The 21,404-nt window shown below is 74.6% G+C and carries 22 protein-coding genes; 5 read left to right on the forward strand and 17 right to left on the reverse strand.

The window, feature by feature from the left end; genetic code table 11:
- The first annotated feature begins 101 nt into the window (after window positions 1-101).
- The 4 genes from ABT247_RS07765 to ABT247_RS07780 all read left to right on the forward strand — a co-directional run bounded on the left by ABT247_RS07765 (window position 102) and on the right by ABT247_RS07780 (window position 4,781).
- Window positions 102-683, forward strand: a complete 582-nt coding sequence (locus ABT247_RS07765) for a hypothetical protein (RefSeq protein ID WP_350739567.1) — start codon at window positions 102-104, stop codon at window positions 681-683.
- Between the two features lie 3 nt (window positions 684-686).
- Window positions 687-2,720: an ABC transporter permease subunit gene (locus ABT247_RS07770; RefSeq protein WP_350739569.1), complete on the forward strand. Its 2,034-nt coding sequence runs from the start codon at window positions 687-689 to the stop codon at window positions 2,718-2,720.
- Window positions 2,721-3,307: 587 nt separating this feature from the next.
- Window positions 3,308-4,048, forward strand: coding sequence for an ABC transporter ATP-binding protein (locus tag ABT247_RS07775; RefSeq protein WP_502892404.1), 741 nt, complete (start codon window positions 3,308-3,310; stop codon window positions 4,046-4,048).
- A 61-nt stretch (window positions 4,049-4,109) separates the two neighbouring features.
- Window positions 4,110-4,781, forward strand: coding sequence for an ABC transporter ATP-binding protein (locus ABT247_RS07780; RefSeq protein WP_350739571.1), 672 nt, complete (start codon window positions 4,110-4,112; stop codon window positions 4,779-4,781).
- A 150-nt stretch (window positions 4,782-4,931) separates the two neighbouring features.
- On the opposite strand, the gene ABT247_RS07785 is transcribed toward ABT247_RS07780, so the two are convergent.
- Complete coding sequence (locus tag ABT247_RS07785; protein WP_350739573.1) at window positions 4,932-5,708, reverse strand: GNAT family N-acetyltransferase; 777 nt, start codon at window positions 5,706-5,708, stop codon at window positions 4,932-4,934.
- Between the two features lie 230 nt (window positions 5,709-5,938).
- The gene (locus ABT247_RS07790; RefSeq protein ID WP_350739576.1) at window positions 5,939-6,808 is read right to left on the reverse strand and encodes an NmrA/HSCARG family protein; all 870 of its coding nucleotides are present in this window, start codon (window positions 6,806-6,808) and stop codon (window positions 5,939-5,941) included.
- A gap of 69 nt (window positions 6,809-6,877) precedes the next feature.
- Between ABT247_RS07790 and ABT247_RS07795 the strand changes: the two genes are divergently transcribed.
- Window positions 6,878-7,351 (forward strand): MarR family winged helix-turn-helix transcriptional regulator, encoded by a 474-nt coding sequence (locus ABT247_RS07795; protein WP_350739578.1) that lies wholly within the window; start codon window positions 6,878-6,880, stop codon window positions 7,349-7,351.
- A 32-nt stretch (window positions 7,352-7,383) separates the two neighbouring features.
- On the opposite strand, the gene ABT247_RS07800 is transcribed toward ABT247_RS07795, so the two are convergent.
- The 15 genes from ABT247_RS07800 to ABT247_RS07870 form a co-directional block, all read right to left on the reverse strand.
- Window positions 7,384-8,334 carry an urease accessory protein UreD gene (locus tag ABT247_RS07800; protein ID WP_350739581.1) on the reverse strand — a complete coding sequence of 317 codons (951 nt, stop codon included), beginning with the start codon at window positions 8,332-8,334 and terminating at the stop codon, window positions 7,384-7,386.
- Window positions 8,331-8,951, reverse strand: coding sequence for an urease accessory protein UreG (ureG, locus tag ABT247_RS07805; RefSeq protein ID WP_350739584.1), 621 nt, complete (start codon window positions 8,949-8,951; stop codon window positions 8,331-8,333). The genes ABT247_RS07800 and ureG overlap by 4 nt, the downstream gene beginning before the upstream one ends.
- A 139-nt stretch (window positions 8,952-9,090) precedes the next feature.
- A complete protein-coding gene (locus ABT247_RS07810) occupies window positions 9,091-9,792 on the reverse strand; it encodes an urease accessory protein UreF (protein WP_350739587.1) in 702 nt (233 codons plus the stop codon).
- On the reverse strand, window positions 9,789-11,513 hold the full coding sequence (gene ureC / locus ABT247_RS07815; protein ID WP_350739591.1) for an urease subunit alpha: 1,725 nt from the start codon (window positions 11,511-11,513) through the stop codon (window positions 9,789-9,791). The genes ABT247_RS07810 and ureC overlap by 4 nt, the downstream gene beginning before the upstream one ends.
- A complete protein-coding gene (locus tag ABT247_RS07820; protein WP_350739594.1) occupies window positions 11,513-11,956 on the reverse strand; it encodes an urease subunit beta in 444 nt (147 codons plus the stop codon). Before ABT247_RS07820 ends, ureC begins: the two co-directional genes overlap by 1 nt.
- Before the next feature lie 23 nt (window positions 11,957-11,979).
- On the reverse strand, window positions 11,980-13,026 hold the full coding sequence (locus ABT247_RS07825; RefSeq protein WP_350739597.1) for a cobalamin biosynthesis protein CbiX: 1,047 nt from the start codon (window positions 13,024-13,026) through the stop codon (window positions 11,980-11,982).
- A 3-nt stretch (window positions 13,027-13,029) separates the two neighbouring features.
- Window positions 13,030-13,335 carry an urease subunit gamma gene (locus ABT247_RS07830; RefSeq protein WP_350739600.1) on the reverse strand — a complete coding sequence of 102 codons (306 nt, stop codon included), beginning with the start codon at window positions 13,333-13,335 and terminating at the stop codon, window positions 13,030-13,032.
- 82 nt (window positions 13,336-13,417) lie between these two features.
- Window positions 13,418-14,431, reverse strand: a complete 1,014-nt coding sequence (locus ABT247_RS07835) for an urea transporter (protein ID WP_502892405.1) — start codon at window positions 14,429-14,431, stop codon at window positions 13,418-13,420.
- Between the two features lie 253 nt (window positions 14,432-14,684).
- Complete coding sequence (locus tag ABT247_RS07840) at window positions 14,685-15,614, reverse strand: alpha/beta fold hydrolase (RefSeq protein WP_350739602.1); 930 nt, start codon at window positions 15,612-15,614, stop codon at window positions 14,685-14,687.
- A gap of 116 nt (window positions 15,615-15,730) precedes the next feature.
- Window positions 15,731-16,303 carry a dihydrofolate reductase family protein gene (locus ABT247_RS07845; protein ID WP_350739605.1) on the reverse strand — a complete coding sequence of 191 codons (573 nt, stop codon included), beginning with the start codon at window positions 16,301-16,303 and terminating at the stop codon, window positions 15,731-15,733.
- Between the two features lie 61 nt (window positions 16,304-16,364).
- Complete coding sequence (locus tag ABT247_RS07850) at window positions 16,365-17,102, reverse strand: SRPBCC family protein (RefSeq protein WP_350739608.1); 738 nt, start codon at window positions 17,100-17,102, stop codon at window positions 16,365-16,367.
- Window positions 17,099-17,746 (reverse strand): ArsR/SmtB family transcription factor, encoded by a 648-nt coding sequence (locus ABT247_RS07855; RefSeq protein WP_350739610.1) that lies wholly within the window; start codon window positions 17,744-17,746, stop codon window positions 17,099-17,101. Before ABT247_RS07855 ends, ABT247_RS07850 begins: the two co-directional genes overlap by 4 nt.
- Window positions 17,747-18,169: 423 nt before the next feature.
- Window positions 18,170-18,928 carry an alpha/beta fold hydrolase gene (locus tag ABT247_RS07860; protein ID WP_350739613.1) on the reverse strand — a complete coding sequence of 253 codons (759 nt, stop codon included), beginning with the start codon at window positions 18,926-18,928 and terminating at the stop codon, window positions 18,170-18,172.
- A 104-nt stretch (window positions 18,929-19,032) separates the two neighbouring features.
- Window positions 19,033-20,253 (reverse strand): glycosyltransferase, encoded by a 1,221-nt coding sequence (locus ABT247_RS07865; RefSeq protein WP_350739631.1) that lies wholly within the window; start codon window positions 20,251-20,253, stop codon window positions 19,033-19,035.
- A gap of 153 nt (window positions 20,254-20,406) precedes the next feature.
- Entirely contained in the window at window positions 20,407-21,210 is an 804-nt protein-coding gene (locus tag ABT247_RS07870; protein ID WP_350739616.1) for a DUF4037 domain-containing protein, read from the reverse strand.
- Window positions 21,211-21,404: the final 194 nt, after the last annotated feature.

The raw sequence follows: 21,404 nt of genomic DNA on the forward strand, positions 1-21,404 counted from the left end.
GCCGCCCGGGCCGGTCGCGCGGTGGGCCCGCCCTCGCTGTCCCGGATGCTGTTCCAGGCCGATCCTGGAAACGTCTCAAGTGACACCATGAAGGCGGATCCATGGACGAATCGCAATCCGACGGAGAAATCACCCGTACCGACCCGAGGGTTTCCCCCGTCCGGCGCGGTGCCCGGCTGCTGCGGAGCCTCCGCGGCGGGCGCGAGTGGGCCGGCTGGCTGCTCGTCGCGGTCGGCGCGGTGCTGTGCGTGCTCGGCTGGTACGGGGTCTCCGGGGAGCGGTTCGTCGAACAGCAGGTCCCCTATCTGGCCTCCTCCACCGTCCCCGGCGCGGCGCTGATCGTGGCGGGCGTGCTGCTCGTGGCGCTGCGGCAGCCGCCGCCGCGCGGGGACCGCGGCGACCGTGCGGACCTGACCGACCGCCGGGTGGAACGGCTGTACGACCTGCTGGTGGAGCCCGAGGCCACCCCGCCACCCGGCGGCCCGGCCGACGGGCGGGGCTGGCTGGCCGTCCCGGAGGGCACCCGCTACCACCGGCCGGACTGCCCGCTGGTCATCGGCAAACCGCGGGCCGGGGCCGTGGACGCGACCGCCGTCCGCGAGCGGCGCCTGACACCCTGTCCGCTCTGCTCGCCCGACTCCCCCGCCACCCCTCCGGGCGAACCCGCACCACCGGGCGGCTGACCGATGGACACGCTCCTCGCCGCCGCCCCCGACTCGCTCGGCCTCACCGTCGACCTCGCCCTCGCCGGGCTCACCGTCGGCAGTGCCGCCGCGCTCAGCGGCATCGGACTGGTCGTCTGCCACCGCGCCACCGGGGTGCTCAACATCGCCCAGGGCGCCCAGGCCATGGCCGTCGCCTACCTGCTGCGCGACCTCGTGGTGGTCCGCCACTGGCCGATCTGGCCCGCCGTCGCCTGCTGCCTGCTGGTGGTCGCCCCCGCGCTCGGCGTGCTGCTGGACGTCCTGGTCCACCGCCCGCTCCAGCGGCGCGGCGCCGGCCCGGCGGAGACCATGGTCGCCGGGCTCGGCGTGTTCGTCCTGCTCATCGGCGTGGCCGTGCTGCTGTGGGGCTCCGCGCCGCTGGCCGGAGCGCCCTCCCCGTTCGGCGGCGCCCCGATCCGGCTCCCCGGCGGGCACCCGCTGCGGCCCGACACCGTCGCCCAGCTCGCCGCCATCCTCGTGCTCGGCCTCGCCGTCGCCGCCACCACCCGGTGGACGCGCTTCGGCCTGCGGCTGCGCGCGGTCGTCGACGACCGTCGGCTGGCCGCCCTCACCGGGGTCGACGCCGACCGGGTCTCCGCCGCCGGCTGGGCCTTCGGCACCTTCACCGCCGGGCTGGTCGGCGTCGCGCTCGCGCCGTACCTGCTGCTCGACCCGTACGGGCTGCCGCTGCTGGTGATGGAGACCATGGCCGTCGCGGTCGCCGCCCGGCTGCGCAGCCTGCCGGTCGCCGTCGCCGTCGGGCTCGGGCTGGGCATCGCGCAGGCCGAGCTCACCCGGCTGCGCCCCTCCGGGCAACTGCTGCCCCTGGTCGAGGCGGTGCAGTCCAACCTGTTCGTGGTCGCGCTCCTGGTCGCCGCGCTGCTGGCCGGTCCGAGGATCACCGGCGAGCCGGGCGCGGCCGCGCCGCTGGCGGCCCGTCACCCCGGGACCGGCCCGGGCGGCGGCGGGGGCGGCACCGGCCGTGGCGGCGGGAGCGGCCGTGGCAGCGGGAGCGGCACCGGCCGTGGGGGCGGCGGGCGGCTCGCGGGGGCGGTCTGCCTGGTCCTGCTCCTGCTGCCGTTCGGCTTCCGGGGCAACGACCTGCGCAGTGCACTGGCCGTGCCCGCGCTCGCCCTGGTGCTGCTGTCCGTCGTGGTGGTCACCGGGTACGGCGGCCAGATCTCACTCGGCCAGGCCGGCTACGCGGGCCTCGGCTCCCTCGGCACCGCGCTGCTGATGTCCGGTCGCATCCCCGGCCTGCCGCCGCTGCCCGCCGTCCCCGCGCTGCTGCTCGCCGTCCTCGCCACCGCCCCGCTCGGCCTGCTCACCGGTTGGCCCGCGATCCGCCGCCGCGGGCTCGCGCTCGCCCTGGTGACCTTCGCCGTCGGCACGGCGATGAGCCGCTTCGTCTTCGAACAGCCGTACGCGACCACCGGTCTCGTCCTCGACCGCCCCTCCTTCCTCACCGGCGACCGCGCCTTCTACCTCGCCGAACTGCTGCTGCTGGGCCTCGGGCTGCTCGCCGTCCGCGGTCTGCACCGCGGCCGGACGGGCCGCGCGCTGACGGCCATGCGCGACCACGAGGCCGGGGCGGTCGCGGCGGGCGTGGACGTCCCGGGCCTCAAACTCCTCGCCTTCACGGCGGGTGCGGCCCTCGCGGCCCTCGGCGGCGGCCTGATGGGCATGGCGGGGCGCGCCTTCGACGCCGCGTCCTTCGACCCGGTGCGCGGGCTGCTCTGGTTCGCCGCGGTGGTGGTCGCCGGGGCCGACAGCGCGCTCGGCGCGGTCCTGGCGGCCGCCCTGCTGATCGGCCTCGACGCGGGCACGGTCGCAGGCGTCTCGGCCGTGGCCGTCGGCGCCCTGGCCGCCGCCATCGGCCGCCTGCCCGGCGGACTGACCGCCCTCCCACGGCGGCGCGGCCCCGGCCGCGGCAACACACCGGCTCCGCCGCTGCCGCCGTCCCGGCTCAGCCCGACGGGGCGGCGGGTACGGGAGGCACTGGAGCGCCGGCTGTGAACGCCTCGCCGATCCGGGCCACTTGGGATGCCGCAGGCCGCGGGGTGGCGGCCGGCCGGCCCCCGTTGGACGTCATCCGGCCGCCGTCCACGGCCGCACCGCACACCGCGCCGGTGGCAGCCACTCCCATCCGGCGCCGCTCGGACGCCGCACCGCACCGCCCCAGCCGCAGGCCCCGGCCCACGGCGCTGGCGACCGCGACCGCGACCGCGACCGCGAGATACGGCACACCACCACGACCAACTACCGCATGCCGCACCACCAACCGGCCGTCCGGCGCGGGCCACCACCCCCACCCTCCGCCGACCACCGACCCACCCCCACGGCACCACCACCCCAACCCGAAGAGCACCCCCCGCTCCCCACCCACACAACCAAAGGACCCGCCGTGACCTCCACCCCCGCCCCCGCCGCCCACAGCGCCGGCGACCGCGAGATGACCAACTACCGCATGCCGCACCACCACCCGGCCGTCCGGCGCGGCCCGCCACCCCCACCCGCCGCCGACCACCGACCCACCCCCACGGCACCACCACCCCAACCCGAAGAGCACCCCCACTCCCCGCCCACACAACCGAAGGCCCGCCGTGAACTCCACCCCCGCCCCCGCCGCCCGGCTCACCGCCCGGGGCCTGGTACGGCGTTACGGCGGCATCGAGGCCGTGGCCGGGGTGGACCTGGTGGCGCCGGCCGGGCGGATCACGGCGCTGATCGGGCCGAACGGGGCGGGGAAGAGCACCCTGTTCGACTGCCTCGCGGGGACGGCCCGGCCCGACGCCGGGAGGGTGCTGCTGGGCGGGCGGGACGTGACCGGGGTGCCGGCGCACCGGCGGGTGCGCCTGGGCCTGGCGCGGACCTTCCAGCAGATCGCCGTCTTCCCGACCCTGTCGGTCGCCGACAACGTCCGGGTCGGGGCCGAGCAGCGCGGGGGCCGGACGGACGTCCGGGCGGCCGCCGGGCGGACGGACCGGGCGCTCGGGTTGCTGGGGCTGCGAGGCATCGCCGCCGAGTCGGCCGGGGCGCAGCCGACCGGTGTGCTGCGGCTGGTGGAACTGGCCCGGGCGCTGGCGGGCGGGCCCCGGGTGTTGCTGCTGGACGAGCCGGCGGCGGGCCTGGACGCCGTCCAGACGGCCCGTCTGGTGACCGTGCTGCGCGACCTCGCGGGGCGCGGCATGGCACTGCTGCTGGTGGAGCACGACGCCGAGCTGGTGGCCGAACTCGCCGACTCGGTCTACGCGATGGCGGCGGGCCGGGTGGTCGCCGCCGGTCCGACGGCGGCCGTCCTGGCGGACCCCCGGGTCGCCGGGGCGTGGGGGTCGTCGACGTGACCGCCCGCCCCGCCCCGCGCGGCCGTCCCTTCGGCGGCCAGGACGCTCCCGGGGTGGTCCGATGACCGCTGCCGCCGCCCTGCGCGCCGCCCGGGTCCGGTACGGCCCGCTGGAGGCGCTGCACGGCGTGGACCTCGCCTTCCCCTCCGCGGCCGTCAGCGTCCTGCTCGGCCGCAACGGTGCCGGGCGCACCAGCGCCCTGCACGCCCTCGCCGGGCTGGTGCCGCTGTCGGGTGGGCGGGCGGTCTGGCGGGGGCGGGAGGTCACCCGGCTCTCCGTCCACCAGCGGGTGCGGCTGGGGCTCGTGCTGGTGCCCGCCGAGCGCGGGGTGTTCGGCTCGCTCAGCGTCGCCGAGAACCTCGGCCTCGGCGGCCCCGGGCGGGACGAAGTCCTGGAGCTCTTCCCCGAGTTGACCGCCCTGCTGGGCCGTCGCGCGGGCACCCTGTCCGGCGGCCAGCAGCAACTGGTGGCCATCGGGCGGGCGTTGGCGGCCAGGCCCGGCCTGCTGCTGCTCGACGAGCCCGAGCGCGGGCTCTCCCCCGCCGTCGCCGCCCGGTTGCACGCCCGACTGCTGGCGGACGCCGCCGGGGGCCGTACGGTGGTGCTCACCGGCCAGTCGCTGCCGCGCACGCTCGCGGGGGCCGCGGTGGTGTACGTGCTGCACCGGGGCGAGGTGGTCTTCGCCGGTGAGCCGGGGGAGCCGCTCCCGGGGCGGTTCACGCTCTCGCCGTGACCGCGGCCCTGGTCCGTACGGTCCCCTCGACGGTTGCACCGTACGTACCGGCGCGCGGCCGCGCGGCCTCACCGTCCGTACCGCCGCGCGGCCCCACTACCCGTACCGCCCGCGCGACCCCACCGTCCGGCTGCCGCGCGGCCCGCCGGGCTACGGCCGGTACACGTAGGGCGTTGTGGTGCTCAGCTGCACGAAGCCGAGGCGCTGGAGGATGGGGCGGCTCTGGTCGCTCGCGTCGACGTAAAGGTACTCGTAGCCGAGCTCGGCGGCGCGTCGGGCGCGGTGGGCGACCAGGGCGCGGTAGACGCCGCGACCGCGCCAGGCGGGCACCGTGCCCCCGCCCCAGAGACCCGCGAAGCCGGTACCCGGGTTCAGTTCCATCCGGGCCGCGCTGACCGGTTGGTCGCCGGCCAGGGCGAGGACCATGGCGATCTCCTCCGAGCCCTGCCGGAGGTGGTCCAGCAGCCGCTCGCGCAGACCGGGCGAAGGGCTGCCGAAGGCCTGGTCGTGGGCCGCCACCATGAGTTCCACCCCGGCCGGGTCGGTCACCGGCTCCAGCCGGACGCCGTCGGGCAGCGCCGGGTCGGTCGGCAGGTCCGCGATCCGGGCGACCATCAGCGCCTCGTCCGGTCCGGCGGTGAAGCCGGCCGACCGGAGCCGTCGGCCGAGGTCGGCGGGGCTGTCGTGGGTGTACGCCTTCCATTCGAACTCCCGGCCCAGGGCCGTGAACCAGCGCACCTGTGCGGCGATGGCCGCGTCCGCTCCGGCGGTGTCCAGGGCCGACCAGAGGACGCCGTTCCAGTCGTGCTCCCCGCCGACCTGGCGCAGCACGGCGCCGTCACGCTCGACGCGCACCCCGGGGCCGTCCGGCCAGGCGCCGCGCCTGACCCGCTCGTCGAAGAGGGCGAGGACATGATCACGATTCATCCGAGGAGTCCACCACGGCCCTCCGCCGGGCGCCACCGGTTATCGGGACGGCGCCACGACCCCGCACCCCCTTGCCCGTTCTCCGCCCTCCACCCGCCCGCCTCCTCCCCGGTTCCGCCCCCCGGTTCCGCCCCCCGGTCCGGCCGTTCCGAGCCGGATGCCCCTCACTCGGCCGCCCGGACACCCCGTGATCACGGTCAAGGTCTGCCGGGCACCGGCCGGGGGCGGACTCACAGGTCCCAGCGGCGCCCGGCCGCCCACTCCTCCACCGTCTGCCAGTGGATCTGCGGGTGGGCGGCGTGCAGGGCGTCGATGTCGACGTCGAGGCCCGGGTCCTGGAAGTAGCGGAACATCGCGGCCAGGTCGTGGGAGTGGGTCTCCACGACGGCGAGCGGCACCTCCTCGCACCGGATCGGGCGGCCTGCGGCGGCGGCGATGGCGGCGGCGATCTGCTCTCCGGTGCACCACTGGGAGGCGAGGTCGATGCGCCGGCCGGTGTAGGCGTCCGGGTGGGCGAGGACGTGGGCGGCGAAGGCGCCGATGGTCTCGGTGGAGATCACCGGCAGCGGGACGCCGGGCGGCATGGGGAGGTGGAAGACGCCCTCGCGGAGGGACCGGAGGGTCCAGTCGTTGGCGTAGTTGTCGAGGAAGGCGGCCGGGCCGAGGACGGTCCACGGCAGGTCGAGGCCGGCGAGGTGCTGTTCGATGCGCTGCTTGGTGTCGAAGTGCGGGATGCCGGTGGAGCGGTCGGCGTTGGTGGCGGAGGTGAGGACGACGTGGCGCACGCCGGTGGCGGCCGCCGCGTCGAGCAGGGCGGTTCCCTGGCGGACCTCGGTGTCGAGGTCCGTCCCGAAGGGGGTGGACATCGCGAACAGCGCGCCGGCGCCGTCCAGGGCGGCGGTCAGCGAGGCCGGGTCGTCGAAGTCGGCGAAGACCGGTTCGGCGCCGAGGGAGCCCAGTCGGCGGGCGGCCGGGGAGCGGGGGTCGCGGGTCAGGGCCCGGACGGTGCGGCCGGCGCGCAGCAGCGCGCGGGCAGTGGCCCCGCCCTGGGCGCCGGTGGCGCCGGTGACGGCGACGGGAAGCTCAGATATCTGCGTCATGCAGATAAAGCTACGGAGGATTGACTGCGCCGCGCAACTGTTTATCCGCAGCCCGGCTACCCTTCCCCCATGACGCCCACCCGCGACGAACTGATGGCCCAGCTGTGGCCGGTCTCGCGCCGCTACCTGGCCTCCTACGTGCTGTTCAACCAGGCCGTCGCCGACCACCTCGGCATGCACCCCACCGACGTCCAGTGCCTGAACCTGCTCACCCTCGAGGACGGCCCGGTCACCACCGGCCGCATCGCCGAGCTGACCGGCCTCACCAGCGGCTCGGCGACCCGCCTGGTCGACCGGCTGGAGAAGGCGGGCCTGGTGGCCCGCCAGCGGGACACGGCGGACCGCCGCCGGGTGCTGGTGGCCGTCCTCCCCGAGGCGCTGACCCGCTTCGGGGAGGTCTGGCGCACCCTCGGCGCCGACTGGGCCGCCGTCTTCGCCGACGACAGCGAGGACGAACTCGCCTTCCTGCTGCGGCACATGAACCGCACGGTGGAACTCGGCCAGCGCCAGATCGCCCGCCTCAGCGGGACCGGCCCCGCCTGACCGCGCCGGCCGGGCCCGGGAAGTCCCTACCGCTACGTCTTCCGCAACTCCGGCGCCGGGACCCCGATCAGCAACCGCCGCACCGCGTCCCACCCCGCCCGCAGCGCGGCCGCGCAGGCCCGGGTGTCCGAGCCGAGCAGGCGCAGCCACGCGCCGCTGTCCTGCGGCAGCACGCTGACCCCGTACAGCAGGCCGCAGTCGGCCAGCGCCCCGTGCAGCACGTCCGCGATCCGCGCGGCCGGGGCGAGCGGGCTGACCACGTACAGGCTGGACATCACGTCGTGCCCGCCGAGCACGGCCGGGCCGGTCGTACCGCCACCGGGAGGCACCAGCCGCACCGTGTCCAGCGCGACCAACTCACCGCCCGGACGCCGCACTTCGAGGTCCGAGGCGAACACCTGGTAGGCGTTCCGTTCGCCCCGGGCGAGCCGGCCGGCCAGCACCGTCTCCCCGGCCACCACCGTCGCGTCGGCGTCGACCGTCAGCACCGTCCGCTGGTACAGGCGCGAGTCGACGAAGGGGATCACCGGCTCTGGCAGGTACTCGACGTAGCAGCCCGGCCCGGCCGACAGGTTGAACAGCTGGGTCGCGTAGTCGTGCTCCATCCGGTAGACCTTGGTGGCCGCCTGGGTGGTCAGGTGGACGGCCGTGGCGGCACCGCAGCGGACGTCCGTGCGCAGCCGGTCGGCCTGCAGGATCCCGCCGCCGGTGGACATCAGCAGGGTGACGGCGAGGTCGGGGCGGGCCGGGTCGAAGTAGAGCGGGCGCATGATCTGCAGCGGCGACTTCTGATAGTGCCCGGTCAGTTCGGTGCGCCCGGCGATCCGCTCGAAGGCCAGCTCCAGCAGGCCGACCTTGCCGGGACGCCCGACCGCAAGGGTGTCGGGCGTCCCGGCGTACCGCCGGACCTCGTACGGGACGCGGTCCGGCGCGTAGTGCCGGGGGTCGAGCCGGGGCACCGGCCGCTGCGCCGCCACGGTCACGCGGGGACCTTGCGGTAGGTCTCCAGGAAGCTCGCGATCTCCTCCAGGCCCTCCCCGGTAAGGCAGTTGGTGAGCACCACCGGACCGCCCTCGCGGACCCGCCGGGCGTCGGACTCCATGACGCCGAGGTCGGTGCGGACGTACTGGGCGATGTCGATCTTGTTGATGACCAGCAGCTCCGACTCGGTGATGCCCGGCCCGCGCTTGCGGGGCATCTTCTCGCCCTCGGCCGTGTCCAGGACGAACAGGAAGAGGTCGACCAGCACCGGGCTGAAGGTCAGGGTCAGGTTGTCGCCGCCGGACTCGAACAGCAGGGTGTCGACGTCCGGGAAGCGTTCGAGGATCTCGGCCCCGGCCGCCAGGTTCATCGTGGGATCGTCCCGGACGGCAGTGTGCGGGCAGGCTCCGGTCTCGACGCCGACGACCCGTTCGGGGTCGAGCACCCCGGCGAGGGTGCGGCGCACGTGCTGGGCGTCCTCCTGGGTGTAGATGTCGTTGGTGATGACCGCCGGGCGGTGGCCGCGCGCGATCAGCACCGGGACGAGCGCCTCGATCAGCGCCGTCTTGCCGGAGCCGACCGGGCCGCCGATGCCCACCCGGAGCACGTTGTCGGTCATGCTGTCTCCCTTGCTCGCTTGGTCGTTGGCTCGTTCACTCGTCGTCTCGTCCGCTCGTCGTTCGTCCGCTCGTCGTTCGTCCGCTCGTCGTTCGTCCGCTCGTCGTTCGTCCGCTCGTCGTTCGTCCGCGTTGCGGCTCTCAGCTCGCGAACAGCCGGGCCTCCGCCCGCTCGTGCCGTCCGGACATCGCGTCCGCCACCGGTACGCAGCCGCCCAGGTCCGCCGACTCCCGCACCAGGGCCGCCGCCACCACCTCCTGGATGACCGGCGCGGCCGCCCGCAGCACCACCTGCGCCCTGCGGTGGTCGGTCAGCCGCAGCCGCAGCGCGGCGCCGACGAAGCTGGTGCAGAAGGCGAACAGATCGCCGGCGACGGCCTGTTCGACGGGTACGGCGGCCGAGGCGTAGGCGACCCCGGCGGCCACCGCCTGGCAGCCGGGGGCACGCTTGGCGGCGACCAGTCCGGCGTACCGGTCCAGCGGCTCGCCGCCCAGTGACTCCCGGGCGATGTCCAGGAGTTGGCGTCCGGTCCGGGTGGCGGCCAGGCGCAGCTCGCGGTTGAGCTTGGTGGCGTGCAGCCGCCGGTCGGTCTCGGCCAGCAGCTCCCAGTCCCCGGCCGAGGCGGCCCGGTGGGCCAGGGCCAGCGCCGTGGCCTCGGAGGGGCCGACGGAGTGCCGCAGCAGGTCGGCGAGCAGCGCGGGCACGGTGTCGGGGGTGACGGCCTTGGCCTGGGCGTAGCCCTCGAGGCCGTGCGAGAGGGTGTAGAAGCCGCTGGGGAAGGCGGAGTCGGTCAGCTGGAGGCTGACCAGCAGGGCGTCCAGGCCGGGAGCGGCGCCGCTCACGTGAGGTAGAACAGGTGGTTGAGCGGCAGTTCGCGGGCGGGCTCGATGGTGGCCGGCTCGCCGTCCAGGGTGACCTTGTACGTCTCCGGGTCGACCGCGATCTTCGGCAGCGCGTCGTTGCGCACCATGTGCTGCTTGCCCACCGATCGGCACCGCCGCACCGGCAGCACCGTGCTGGCGAGGCCGAGTTCGGCCGGGACCCCGAGGTCGACGGCGGCCTGGGACATGAAGGAGACCCGGGTGGCCTGCCTGGCCCGCCCGTACCCGCCGAACATCGGGCGGTAGTAGACCGGTTGCGGGGTGGGCAGCGAGGCGTTCGGGTCGCCCATCAGCGCCCAGTTGATCATTCCGCCCTTGATCACCATCTTGGGTTTGGCACCGAAGGAGTTGATCGGCCACAGCACGATGTCGGCCAGCTTGCCGGGCTCCAGCGAGCCGATGTGGTCGGCGGTGCCGGAGGCGACGGCCGGGTTGATGGTGAGCTTCGCGAGGTAGCGCAGCACGCGGAAGTTGTCGTTGCGCTCGGTGTCCCCGGCCAGCTTGCCGCGCTGCTCCTTGCAGTGGTGGGCGGTCTGGAAGGCGCGGGTGAAGGACTCCCCGATCCGGCCCATGGCCTGCGAGTCGGAGGAGAAGATCGAGATCACGCCCTCGTCGTGCAGGACGGTCTCGGCCGCGATGGTCTCGGCGCGCACCCGGGAGTCGGCGAAGGAGACGTCCTCCGGGATGTCGTGGCTGAGGTGGTGGCAGACCATCACCATGTCCAGCAGCTCGTCCACCGAGTTGACGGTGTAGGGCAGGGTCGGGTTGGTCGAGGACGGCAGCACGTTGGGCTCGCCGGCGATCCGCATGATGTCGGGGGCGTGGCCGCCGCCCGCGCCCTCGGTGTGGAAGGTGTGGATGGTGCGGCCGTCGATCGCGGAGAGGGTGTCCTCGAAGTAGCCGGACTCGTTGAGGGTGTCGGTGTGGATGGCCACCTGCACGTCGTACTCGTCGGCGACGATCAGCGCGCTGTCGATCGCGGCCGGGGTGCTGCCCCAGTCCTCGTGCACCTTGAGGCCGCACACCCCCGCCTCGACCTGCTCGCGCAGCGCGCCCGGCAGCGAGCCGTTGCCCTTGCCGAGCAGGCCCACGTTCACCGGGAGGTCCTCGACCGCCTGGTACATCCGGCCGATGTTCCACGGGCCGGGCGTGCAGGTGGTGCCGTTGGTGCCGTCGGACGGGCCGGTGCCGCCGCCGATCAGGGTGGTGATGCCGTTGCTCAGCGCCTCCTGGACCTGCTGGGGGGCGATGAAGTGGATGTGGGTGTCGATGCCGCCGGCGGTGGCGATCAGGTGCTCGCCGGAGATCACCTCGGTGCCGGGGCCGATCACCAGTCGGGGGTGCACCCCGCTCTGGGTGTGCGGGTTGCCGGCCTTGCCGACGGCGGTGATGAAGCCGTCCTTGACGCCGATGTCGCCCTTGACGACGCCGAGCACCGGGTCCAGCACGACGACGTTGGTGATGACCAGGTCCAGCGCGCCCTGGACGGCGGTGGCGGCCGGGTCCTGGGCCATCCCGTCGCGGATGCCCTTGCCCCCGCCGTAGACGGCCTCGTCGCCGTAGTGGCCCTGGTTGTGGTCCTTCTCGATCTCGACCACCAGGTTGGTGTCGGCGAGGTGGAAGCGGTCGCCGACGGTGGGGCCGAAGAGGTCGGTGTACTGCTTGCGGGACAGGACGGCCATCAGCGGTCGCCGCCTTCCTGGTGGCTCTCGGTGTGGAAGTCCGCGCGGGGGCGGTCTTCCTTGTGGTCGAGGTTGGTGCCCTTGAAGCCGAGCGCGATCGCCCGGTCGATGGCGCGGGCGCGGGTGGCGGGCGCGGTGACGCCGCCGTCCACGAGGTTGCTGAAGCCGACCAGGCGGCGGTGGCCGCCGAACTCGGCGAGCGTGACGTCCCTGGTGTCGCCGGGCTCGAAGCGGACGGCGGTGCCGGCCGGGATGTCGAGGTGCTTGCCGAAGGCCGCGTTCCGGTCGAAGTCGAGGGCGCGGTTGGCCTCGAAGAAGTGGTAGTGGGAACCGACCTGGATCGCCCGGTCGCCCGTGTTGCTGACCGTGATGACGGCCTTGGCGCGGCCGGCGTTGATCTCGACCGGGTCGTCGCCGTACAGGTATGCGGCGCCACCAGACATGGCTGGCCTTCCTCTCTGCCGGTTCAGTGGGGGGTGAACGTGGGGGTGTGTGCGCGGGGGTGGCCGTGGGGGTGGGTCTGGGGGTGGCCGTGGGGGTGGCTCTGGAGGTGGCCGTGGGAGTGGTTGTGGGGGTGCGGGTGGGAGCCGGCGTCGCCGGGCCCGTGGCTGTGGGCGTAGCCGTGTCCGTGCTCCGCGTCGAGGCCGGCCGCGATGCCGTCCTCGCCGTGTCCGAGCAGGTGCAGCGCCGCCGCCGTGCGGGCCGCGACCACGCCGGCGACCGCGGACGGCCGCAGCAGCGGCCCGCCGTCCCGTACGCCCGGCAGGGCGGTGCGCAGCGCCGGTCCGAAGGAGGCCGGGACGGCCGTCACCGCGGCCGCGCCGAGCAGCCGGCAGCGTTCGGCCCCCTCGGCGGGCTCGGGGTCACCGCCCGTCAGGGCCACCTCCACCCAGCGGTGGTGCCCGTACTGGCGCACCAGGCGGGCGATCCGGAACAGGTCGGCGTCCTCGAAGGGGCCGGCCGCCGGGGCGGTGATCAGGACGGCGCCCTCGCCGTCGGTCCGGGTGCCGCTCCCGGTCCCGGTTCGGGTGCCGCCTCCGGTTGGAGCGGCGCCTCCGGCGGCGGCGTTTCCGGGGGTGGCTTTTCCGGCGGCGCGCCCGGCGGCGGCTCCTCCGGTTCGGGTGGCGCCCCCGGTTCGGGTGGCGCCCCCGGCGGCCGCGCGCAGCCAGCCGACGAGGTGCTCGGCGGCGCCGAACGGCGCGGTGAGCGCGAGCCGCTCCCGGCCCTCGCCGGCCGCCAGCCACCGCAGGGCGCGGGCGGTGTCGGCGACCAGCCGGGGGTCGCGTCCGAGCGTCATCGGCACGACGCACACCGGGCCGCCGGTGGCCGCCAGCGCCGACCGTACGGCCTCGACGAGGTGCCGGCCGGCGGCGGTCGCGGCGTGCACGGCGGGCCCCGTCCCGCCGGCTCGGTGGCCCACCAGCGCGGCCAGGTCGCGGCCGCCGTCGCTCTCGTGGCCGCCGGCCAGCACCACGGTGGCGGGCCCGGACCGGGCTGCCTGACGTGCTGCCACGGTTCAGGCGCCGACCGGGTCGTGGCAGGAGACCAGCTTGGTGCCGTCCAGGAAGGCGGCCTCGACCTGGAGCAGCGGCAGCATCTCCCGCACGCCGGGCATGACGTCGGCGCTTCCGACGACCTGCTTGCCGATCTCCATGCACTCGGCGACGGTGCGGCCGTCCCGGGCGCCCTCCATGATCGCCTCGCTGATCAGCGCGCAGGCCTCGCTGTAGTTGAGTTTGACGCCCCGGTCGCGGCGTTTGCGCGCCAGATCGGCCACGACGTAGATGTAGAGCTTGTCCATCTCACGCGGGGAGAGATTCACGGGAACCACTCCTCCTTTCCGAGGATCCGATGAACGGCAAGGGAGTTGGACGGCGGGGAATGCGTGCGGCGCCCGCCGGGGATCAGACCCGGCGCAACCGGGGAATCGCCGGCACCGCCGCCAGGAACAGCATGGTGGTCAACACGAACGGCCAGGTGAAGGCGTGGCCGCCGAAGGGCGCGGAGATCGCGTCGAGCGCCGGGGTCAGCACGGTCGCCGTGGCCGCGCCCACCACGGCGTAGGCCGCGCTCCAACCGTCGGGCACGACGAACACCCCGCACAGCGCCAGTGCCACCAGCACGCCGCTGTAGCCGAGCAGCCCCTGCTCGACGGCCTCGGCGGGCGCGTCGAACGCCCAGGCGGTGACCAGCCCGGTGGCGCTGCCGCCGCAGGCCACCAACCCGGCGAGGCGGCTGGCGACGAACAGCCCGGCCAGGAACAGCAGGCCGACGTACCACTGGGGCATGAAGAAGACCTGACCGATGTTGGCGAGGAACCCGTGCCACACCTGCTCCCAGCCCAGCCCGGCTCCCTCGGCGGCCGGCGCGCCCAGCGCGGCCGGTACGGGCAGCGCGGCCGGTCCGGCGTCCTCGTGCCACAGGCGCCGGAAGCCGGGTGCCGCGACCGTGACGGCGGTGGCGACCAGGCAGAACGGCGCGGTGAGCGCCGGCAGCCGCCGCCCCTCCAGCAGTGCGCCGAGGCCGGCCGCGATCACCACGGCGACGGCGGAGCCGAGCACCGCGACGGCGACCGTGGCCGGGTGCCCGGGGCCGAGGAAGACGGCACATCCGAGCGCCACCAGGCACCCGTTGTAGCCCGCCAGCCCTGCCTCGACGGTCTCCCGCCGCAGCCCGAGGGCGTACCCGACGGCGGTCGAGACGGCACTGCCGAGCAGACCGTAGAGGCCGTACGGCCAGCCGGCCGCGAACAGTGCGGCGACGAAGAGGAGCCCGCACACGGCGGACGGCATGAAGTCGACCTGGGCGACACCGCGCAGGACTTCGCGGACTAACGTGACGGATATCGGCCGGGCAGCCCCGGCAGCGCTTTCGGGTGCTCCTTCGGAAACACCTTCCCCACCCTTTTGTCGAGCCATACAGCGCACCAATTCCCGGTACGGACGAGGGGGCTCGGGAGTTCGCTCGGGAGCCCGTTCGGCGATTCGCTGGGAACCGTACTCCTGCGGATTGCCGAGCGGGACAGGCGCAGGAAGTTACGCCAAACCGACGCTGAGTGACGAGGCGCCCGCTGAGCTGCAACATTCTGTTGAAAGTTCGGGCCGGGCGGATGGTTGCCGAGGGCAATTCTTTGCGAAGTTTTACTCGCTGCCGACAAGCCCATGAAGGTGCTCATGCCAACAGATCCACGACAAAGCCCCCCGGCCCCGACAAACCGGGCAACCCTGCTGGACGAACACTGGGAGACGCAGCCCGAACCGTGAAGGAACCGTGCACGATCAGGGTGGCAATCGCGCCGGATTCCGTCAGCCGCCCGCACCCGCCTTCCGGCCCAGTCGGCGGAGCAGGAAGCTCTCCGAGAAGTCCAATTCGAAGTCGGGCACCGCCAGGTGGCCCCCCGGATTGGCATGCAGCGTCTTCTCCGCCGAACCCAGCGCACCGAACACCGCCAAGGCCCCCTCCCGCGGCACCAGTTCGTCGTCCCACTGGATCAGGAACTCCACCGGCACGCCGACCCGCCGCGGCGGCGATCCGGGAATCGGCCGCCGCGAGCGGGATGCCGATCACACTGCCCAGCGACAGCCCCCAGTAGCCGACCGGACCCAACTCCCCGTCGGCCTCCTCCTCCAGTGCGTCCAGCACCGCCCGCCACTCCGGCACGGCCCGCTCGGCGAGCGCCGCCGTGTGCCGCGCCACCCAGGCGCTGATCGGGCGCCCGGCCGCCAGCAACTGCCCGATCTCGGTGGCGAATCGCTCGTCCTGCGCGGTCCGCTCCCGCTCACCGTGCCCGGGCGCGTCCAGCGACACCGCCGCCCACCCGTACCGCGTCACGCACCGGTGGGCCCGCTCCACCACCCCCGGCCCCAGCTTGTGCTGGCCGCCCCCGTGCCCCAGCAGCACCAACGGCCGTGCCCGGAGGGACGATCCGGCCGGCTGCCAGAGCACGCCGGGCACTGCGTCGAGGACGAAGCCCCGCTGGGTGACGGCGGGCGGGCTGGCGTCCGGGGCGGCGCCGGGGGTGAAGCCCGCACTGGAGTCCGCGCTGGAGTCCGGGGTGAAGTCCGCACTGGAGTCCGAGGTGAAGTCCGAGGTGAAGTGCATCTCCTCATCATGGCGCCACACACACGTTCGAGCCCAACCCTTTCGCCGCCCTGGCCGATGGTCACCACGCACTGCGCGCAACGCGGGCAGGGCGGGCGGGGCCGCTTCGGGCCGGCTCAACGCACCACGTCGAAGACCTGCTTCTGCACGCCGTTCGCGTAGACCGCGTGCTCGACCAGCTGCAGCTTCTGGGTGTCCTTGTCCGTGGTGCTGAACAGGCGCTTTCCGGCACCGAGCAGCAGCGGGTAGACGAGCAGGTGGTAGCGGTCCACCAGGCCCGCGTCCGACAGGGCCCGGTTCAGGGCCGCGCTGCCGTGCACGATGATCGGGCCGCCCTCCGTCTCCTTCAGGGCCGCGACCTCGTCGAGGGAGCGGAGGATGGTCGTCTCGCCCCAGTCGGAGACCAGGGCGTCGTCCGCGAGGGTGGTGGAGACGACGTACTTCGGCAGCGTCTTGTAGCGGGCGAACTCCGGCATGGCCGGCCACACCGGACTGAACGCCTCGTAGCTGACGCGGCCCAACAGGACCGCGGCGGCCTCCTGCTGCTCCCGCTCCTTGAGCTCGAAGGCCTCGGGGACGAACTCGACGTCCTTGAAGGTCCATCCCGAGTTGCGGTAGCCGGGTTCACCGCCGGGGCCCTCGACGACGCCGTCGAGCGAGATGAAGGCACTGGTGATCAGGGTGCGCATGGTGGTTGTCGCTTCCTCGCGTGGGTGGGTGGGTCGGGGTGGGGTGGGTCGGGTTTCCGGGTCAGCCCAGGAGCTCGGCCAGCCACCGCTGCCAGGCGACCTCGACGCCCTCCGGTGCCGGGCCGAAGAGGTGATGGAACATCAGGACCATGCCGCCGCCGTGGTGGAAGGTGTACAGCGCGTCGGCGGAGCGGACCTCGAAGCGCTCGCCGTCCGCCCAGACCACCTCGCCCTCCAGCGGCGGCAGACCGGCCGGCTCGGCGTGCACCGACGCGCCCACGGCGAGCGGGAGCGGCAGCGCGAGGGCGCGTGCGAGCAGCGTCCGCACCTCCGCCTCCGCCCGGCCGCCGGACGGCGCGGCGGCGAACACCGGTACGGCGGTGCGGCCGCGGAAGTGGACGAGGTACTCGTGCAGCGTGTGGAGGTGGAACGGCCAGCCGCGGCGCAGCGCGTCGTACTCGTCCTGCCAGTCGTCGCCGAGCAGCCCGCTGTGGACCACGCGGAGCACCGTACTGCCGCCGTCCCGGCCCTCGACCAGGTACTCGAAGGCCATGAAGCGGCCGTCCTCACCCGCGGCCGTACGGGTGGCCAGCCGCTTGCCCGGCTCGTAGGCGGTGACCACCGCCTCCTCACGGTGGCCGCCGACCTCCATCACGGCGGCCCCGCCCTCGCGCGGGTCCAGCTCGTTGCGGCCCATGAACCAGGAGTCGATCCCCGGTCCGGTGGCGATCGCCTCCCAGACCTCCTCCGGGCTCACCGGGAGGGTGGTCTCCAGCTCGATCTCGAACGGGTGGGTCATCGCGGGTCCTCCTGTGACACGGGCGGTGCGGGTGCTGCGGGCGGTGCGGGTGCTGCGGGCGGCGGGGTGGCGGGGATCTGGTGGAGTCCGACGACCACCCGGTGCGTGCGTCCCCCGGGGGCGGACTCGTCGTGGTACCGGCTGACCAGGGCCGCGACGGCCTCGGACAGTTCCTCGGCGAAGGCCGCCCGGTCGGCCGCCGAGGCGAACCGCACCTCGGCGTCGATGCCGAAGCTGGCCACCCGCTTCCCGGCCCGGGAGGCCCCGGTCAGCAGCGCCCCGACCTCCTGCACCAACCGGGATCCGAGCGCCAGCAGCCAGCGCGCGGACAGCTGGTCGGGCGAGCGCGACGGGTCCGGACTCACGGCGGCGAGGACGCTCGGCGAGATCACGTACGAGGCCGCGGTGGCGCGGTACACCCGTTCGGTGACGTTGCCCTTCCGCCGTTCCTCGGCGAGTTCGACGAGCTGGTGCCGCTCCAGCTCCTTCAGGTGGTAGTTGACCTTCTGCCGGGGCAGCCCCAGCCGGGTGGCCACCATGGCGGCCGACCCCGGCTCGGCCAGGGCGGCGAGGATCCGGGCCCGTATCGGGTCCAGGGACGCCTCGGCCGCAGCGGGTTCTTCGATCACAGCAACATCGAGCACGGTTCCAGCGTCACGCCGACAAGAAAATTTGTCAAGGACATTTTGTTTGTCGGCGCGCCGCCCCGAGGGCGCCCCCAGCGGCCATTCGGCCCGCCCAGCGGCGCCGCCTTCCGGGGGCCGCCCGCCCTGAGCACTGAGCAGGAAGTCGACCCCACCGACTTCCCACTCCCAAAGCCCACACCGCCCCCGCGCGCCCCCACTCACCGCGCCGAAAACCCCCGAGCAGACAGCCGACCCCACCGGCGACCACGCACGACCACCCCACAACCGCCCCAACCGCCCCAACCGCATAGGAGTAGGAAGTCGACCCCACCGACTTCCTACTCCCAAAGCCCACACCGCCCCCCGCACGCCCCCACTCACCGCGCCGAAAACCCCGGAACAGGAAGTCGACCCCGCCGACTTCCTGCTCCGGGCCCGCGGCTACCGGCCCGCCAGGGACTCCTGGAGGAAGGCCTTGAGCAGTTCCGTCACCTCGGCTGGGCGCTCCAGGTTCGGGAGGTGGCCGGCCCAGGGGAGTTCCTGGTGGCGGGCGTTCGGCAGGAGGGCGGGGAGGGACGCGGCGATCTCGCGGAAGTCGGGGACGTCGTGGGCGCCGCCGACGGCGAGGGTGGGGGCGGTGACGCGCGCGAGGTCGACGTCCTCCTTCTGCGGGCCGACCGTGGCCGCCAGCTGCACCTCGAAGTTGTGGCGCTGCATCCGCCGGACCAGTTCCCGGGTCGGCTCGTCGGCCTCGGGGCCGAGCCAGGTGCGGACGTTCAGTTCGACGGCGCCGTCGATGTCTCCGGCTTCGAGCAGTTCCTCCTCCTCGGCGTCGAGGGCGAGGAGGGCGTCGCTCGGCTGGTGGCCGGGCTTGGCCGCGCAGAGGAGGGCGAGCACGGAGACCGCCGCCGGGCGGAGCGCCGCGACGGTCAGGGCGATCCGGCCGCCGTAGGAGGCGCCGACGAAGGCGGCGGTCTCGATGCCGAGGTGGTCGAGCAGGGACAGCACGTCGGCCGAGGCGCTGTACGGGGCGTCGGCGAGCGGGGTGTCGCCGAAACCGCGGAAGTCGCAGCGGACCACCCGGTAGCCGGCGTCGACCAGCGGCTGCCACTGCGGGTCCCACATGCGTCGGTCGCAGACCGAGGAGTGCAGGAGAACGACCGCCGGACCGGCGCCTGATACGTCATGGGAGATGATCATTCGCCGGATGCTAATTGGGCCACCCACAGCGCGCGAGCCCATTGGCGCCGGCTGGGGGGCGAACGTTCCCCAGCCGCACGCGTGGGTGGTGGCCAGCCGGCGCCCTACGGTGCGGCCGGGTCGAGCAGCAGCCCCGCCGCCACGGCCGCCCCGTCCGTGCGGATCCCGCCCGCGGCCTCCGCCGCCCGGGCGGCGACCTCCGGGGTCAGCGCCTGCTCGAGCGCGTCCGACAGGGAGTCCACCGTCGCGGCGGGGCCGTCGTGGGCCGCGCCGATGCCCAGGGCGGCGACGCGCTCGGCCCAGTACGGCTGGTCGACGATCTGCGGCACCACGACCTGCGGCACCCCGGTCAGGGCCGCGGTGGTCGTGGTGCCCGCCCCGCCGTGGTGCACGACGGCGGCGACCCGGCCGAACAGGGCCTGCTGGTTGACCTCCCCGACGGTGCAGCAGTCGTCCCCGGCGTCGGCCGGTGCCAGGTCCGCCCAGCCCCGGGCGAGCACGATCCGCCGCCCGTGGGCCCGGACGGCTTCGACCGCCACCTGCCCGGCGTCCGGCGCGCCGTGCAGCGGCATGCTGCCGAAGCCGACGTACACCGGGGGTTCGCCCGCGTCCAGGAAGGCCGAGAGTTCCGCGGGCAGCGGCCGCTCGTCCGGCAGCAGCCAGGCGCCGGTCTGCACGACCTCGCGCTCGGCGGGCTGCGGCCAGGGGGCGAGCAGCGGGTCGGTGGCCAGCCAGGGGCGGTCGGTGAACACGTGGTCGCGCACGTTCGCGACCCCGGGGAGGCCGACCGACGCCGCCCGGTGGGCGTTGACCTGTTCCCCGAACAGGGCGTTCATGGTCAGGATGTTGTGCTCCCACAGCTCCCGGTTGTCGGTCGTCCCGGCCGGGTAGGGCCGGCTGGGGAACTCGAACGGCCGGTGGTGCGGGGACGGCAGCATGGTCGGCTGGAGCGCGACGTACGTGAAGCGGGCGCCCACCCGCTCGGCCGCCGACTGCGCGCCGGCCACGGCCGGGAACAGCCCGGTCGCCACCACCGCGCCGCCCGGCTCGGCCACGGCGGCCACCGCTTCGTGGAACTGCCCCACCAGCATCGCCACCCGCGAGGGGAAGTCCACCGGTGCGGAGGACGCACCGCTCACCAGCGCGCGGACGGACTCCCCGACCGGCACCGCCTCCACCCCGAGGGCGGCCAGCCGCTGGGCGAACTCCTCGTCCGGCGGCGCACACACCCGCACCTGCGCGCCGCGTTCCCGCAGGTGCACCGCGAGGGCCGCCAGTGGTTGGACGTCACCGCGCGACCCGTACGTGGACAACACCACTCGCATCCCGTGCATCTCCCGTTCCCCCAGGTCCGCCCTGGAGTCGGAGATTCTGCGGGATCACCGGGGCCTTGCCGCAAGACCCTCCGTGCGCTGTACGTTGGTAGTGGCGGGGGCGGGTGTGTGGCGCCGGACCCCGCCGGGCACCGCGTCGGGCCGTCAGTTCCGCAGCGCCGCCAGGACCTCCCCGACCAGCGTCCGCGCTCGCTCCACGGTCGCCGTCAGTGCCTCGGCGCTCTCCCCCGCGGCACCCAGCAGGCTCCGTACCCGCGGGCCGAACTCCTCCGGTGCGGTGCTGAGTTGCTCGGCGACGGCGAGTGCACCCTTCTCGTTGAGGCACCAGCGCCGGTCGTGCGCGTACAGCGCCTGCACCAGGACCCCGACCGCCCGGGCGAGGCAGAGCGTGACGTACAGGGTGTCGCCGCGCTTCGCGCCCTTGGCAGCGACACCGACCAGGAACTCCGCCTCCCAGGCGCCCGCCGTCAGCGCCTCGCGCAGCGGCTCGGGGTATGTCGCGGCCTGCTCCTTCAGAGCCGCCAACTCGCCTGCGGGATCGGCGAGTACGACGCCGTACGCGATCTCGCCCGGGTAGCAGGGGGACCAGAAGCCCAGCGGGTGACCGGCCTGGACGCCCACCTCGTAGCGGCCCTCACGGCAGTCCGCCCACACCCGCTCGACCCGGTCGAGGTCCCGCAGGATCCAGTCGACGGCGGCCCCGTCGACCCGGAGCCACGCCCCGCCGTTCACCCACGGCCCCCAGCCGCCCGGCCCGGCCACCTCGACGTCCGGCCCGGCGAGCGCGCGAAGGGCGTCCAGGTCCAGCGGGTCCCGGTAGTAGATCCCGAGGTCCCAGTCCGACTCGGGGCGGTGTTCGCCGCGCGCCCGGCTCCCGCCGAGCATCACCCCGACCACGCCGGGTACTTCGGCCAGTCGGCCCGCCATGTGCTCGATGGTCGCTCGCATGGCACCGAGTCTGACGCCCGCCCGGCACCCGGGGCCAGCGCATTCCGGGCGCGGCGACCGGTTCGGCGGTGGTCCCGGCGAGGAGGACGCCAGGAGGAGGCGGCCACGAGCCGCGCCCCGGGACCGGTCGGGCCGGTGCCGGGGGGCGCCGGGGGCCGGCGGGCCGCGGGGTTGTTTGCGCGGGACTCGGTTGT

The organism is Kitasatospora sp. NPDC001539 (genome assembly GCF_040298565.1).
In the GTDB taxonomy this organism is placed as follows: domain Bacteria; phylum Actinomycetota; class Actinomycetes; order Streptomycetales; family Streptomycetaceae; genus Kitasatospora.

What these genes read in the sequence shown, in the direction of transcription:
- ABT247_RS07765 (WP_350739567.1), top strand. Translation starts at nt 102, where the DNA reads ATGGACGAATCGCAATCCGACGGAGAAATCACCCGTACCGACCCGAGG.
- ABT247_RS07770 (WP_350739569.1), top strand. Translation starts at nt 687, where the DNA reads ATGGACACGCTCCTCGCCGCCGCCCCCGACTCGCTCGGCCTCACCGTC.
- ABT247_RS07780 (WP_350739571.1), top strand. Translation starts at nt 4,110, where the DNA reads ATGACCGCTGCCGCCGCCCTGCGCGCCGCCCGGGTCCGGTACGGCCCG.
- ABT247_RS07785 (WP_350739573.1), bottom strand. Translation starts at nt 5,708, where the DNA reads ATGAATCGTGATCATGTCCTCGCCCTCTTCGACGAGCGGGTCAGGCGC.
- ABT247_RS07790 (WP_350739576.1), bottom strand. Translation starts at nt 6,808, where the DNA reads ATGACGCAGATATCTGAGCTTCCCGTCGCCGTCACCGGCGCCACCGGC.
- ABT247_RS07795 (WP_350739578.1), top strand. Translation starts at nt 6,878, where the DNA reads ATGACGCCCACCCGCGACGAACTGATGGCCCAGCTGTGGCCGGTCTCG.
- ureG (WP_350739584.1), bottom strand. Translation starts at nt 8,951, where the DNA reads ATGACCGACAACGTGCTCCGGGTGGGCATCGGCGGCCCGGTCGGCTCC.
- ureC (WP_350739591.1), bottom strand. Translation starts at nt 11,513, where the DNA reads ATGGCCGTCCTGTCCCGCAAGCAGTACACCGACCTCTTCGGCCCCACC.
- ABT247_RS07820 (WP_350739594.1), bottom strand. Translation starts at nt 11,956, where the DNA reads ATGTCTGGTGGCGCCGCATACCTGTACGGCGACGACCCGGTCGAGATC.
- ABT247_RS07835 (WP_502892405.1), bottom strand. Translation starts at nt 14,431, where the DNA reads ATGGCTCGACAAAAGGGTGGGGAAGGTGTTTCCGAAGGAGCACCCGAA.
- ABT247_RS07840 (WP_350739602.1), bottom strand. Translation starts at nt 15,614, where the DNA reads ATGCACTTCACCTCGGACTTCACCTCGGACTCCAGTGCGGACTTCACC.
- ABT247_RS07845 (WP_350739605.1), bottom strand. Translation starts at nt 16,303, where the DNA reads ATGCGCACCCTGATCACCAGTGCCTTCATCTCGCTCGACGGCGTCGTC.
- ABT247_RS07850 (WP_350739608.1), bottom strand. Translation starts at nt 17,102, where the DNA reads ATGACCCACCCGTTCGAGATCGAGCTGGAGACCACCCTCCCGGTGAGC.
- ABT247_RS07860 (WP_350739613.1), bottom strand. Translation starts at nt 18,928, where the DNA reads ATGATCATCTCCCATGACGTATCAGGCGCCGGTCCGGCGGTCGTTCTC.
- ABT247_RS07865 (WP_350739631.1), bottom strand. Translation starts at nt 20,253, where the DNA reads ATGCGAGTGGTGTTGTCCACGTACGGGTCGCGCGGTGACGTCCAACCA.
- ABT247_RS07870 (WP_350739616.1), bottom strand. Translation starts at nt 21,210, where the DNA reads ATGCGAGCGACCATCGAGCACATGGCGGGCCGACTGGCCGAAGTACCC.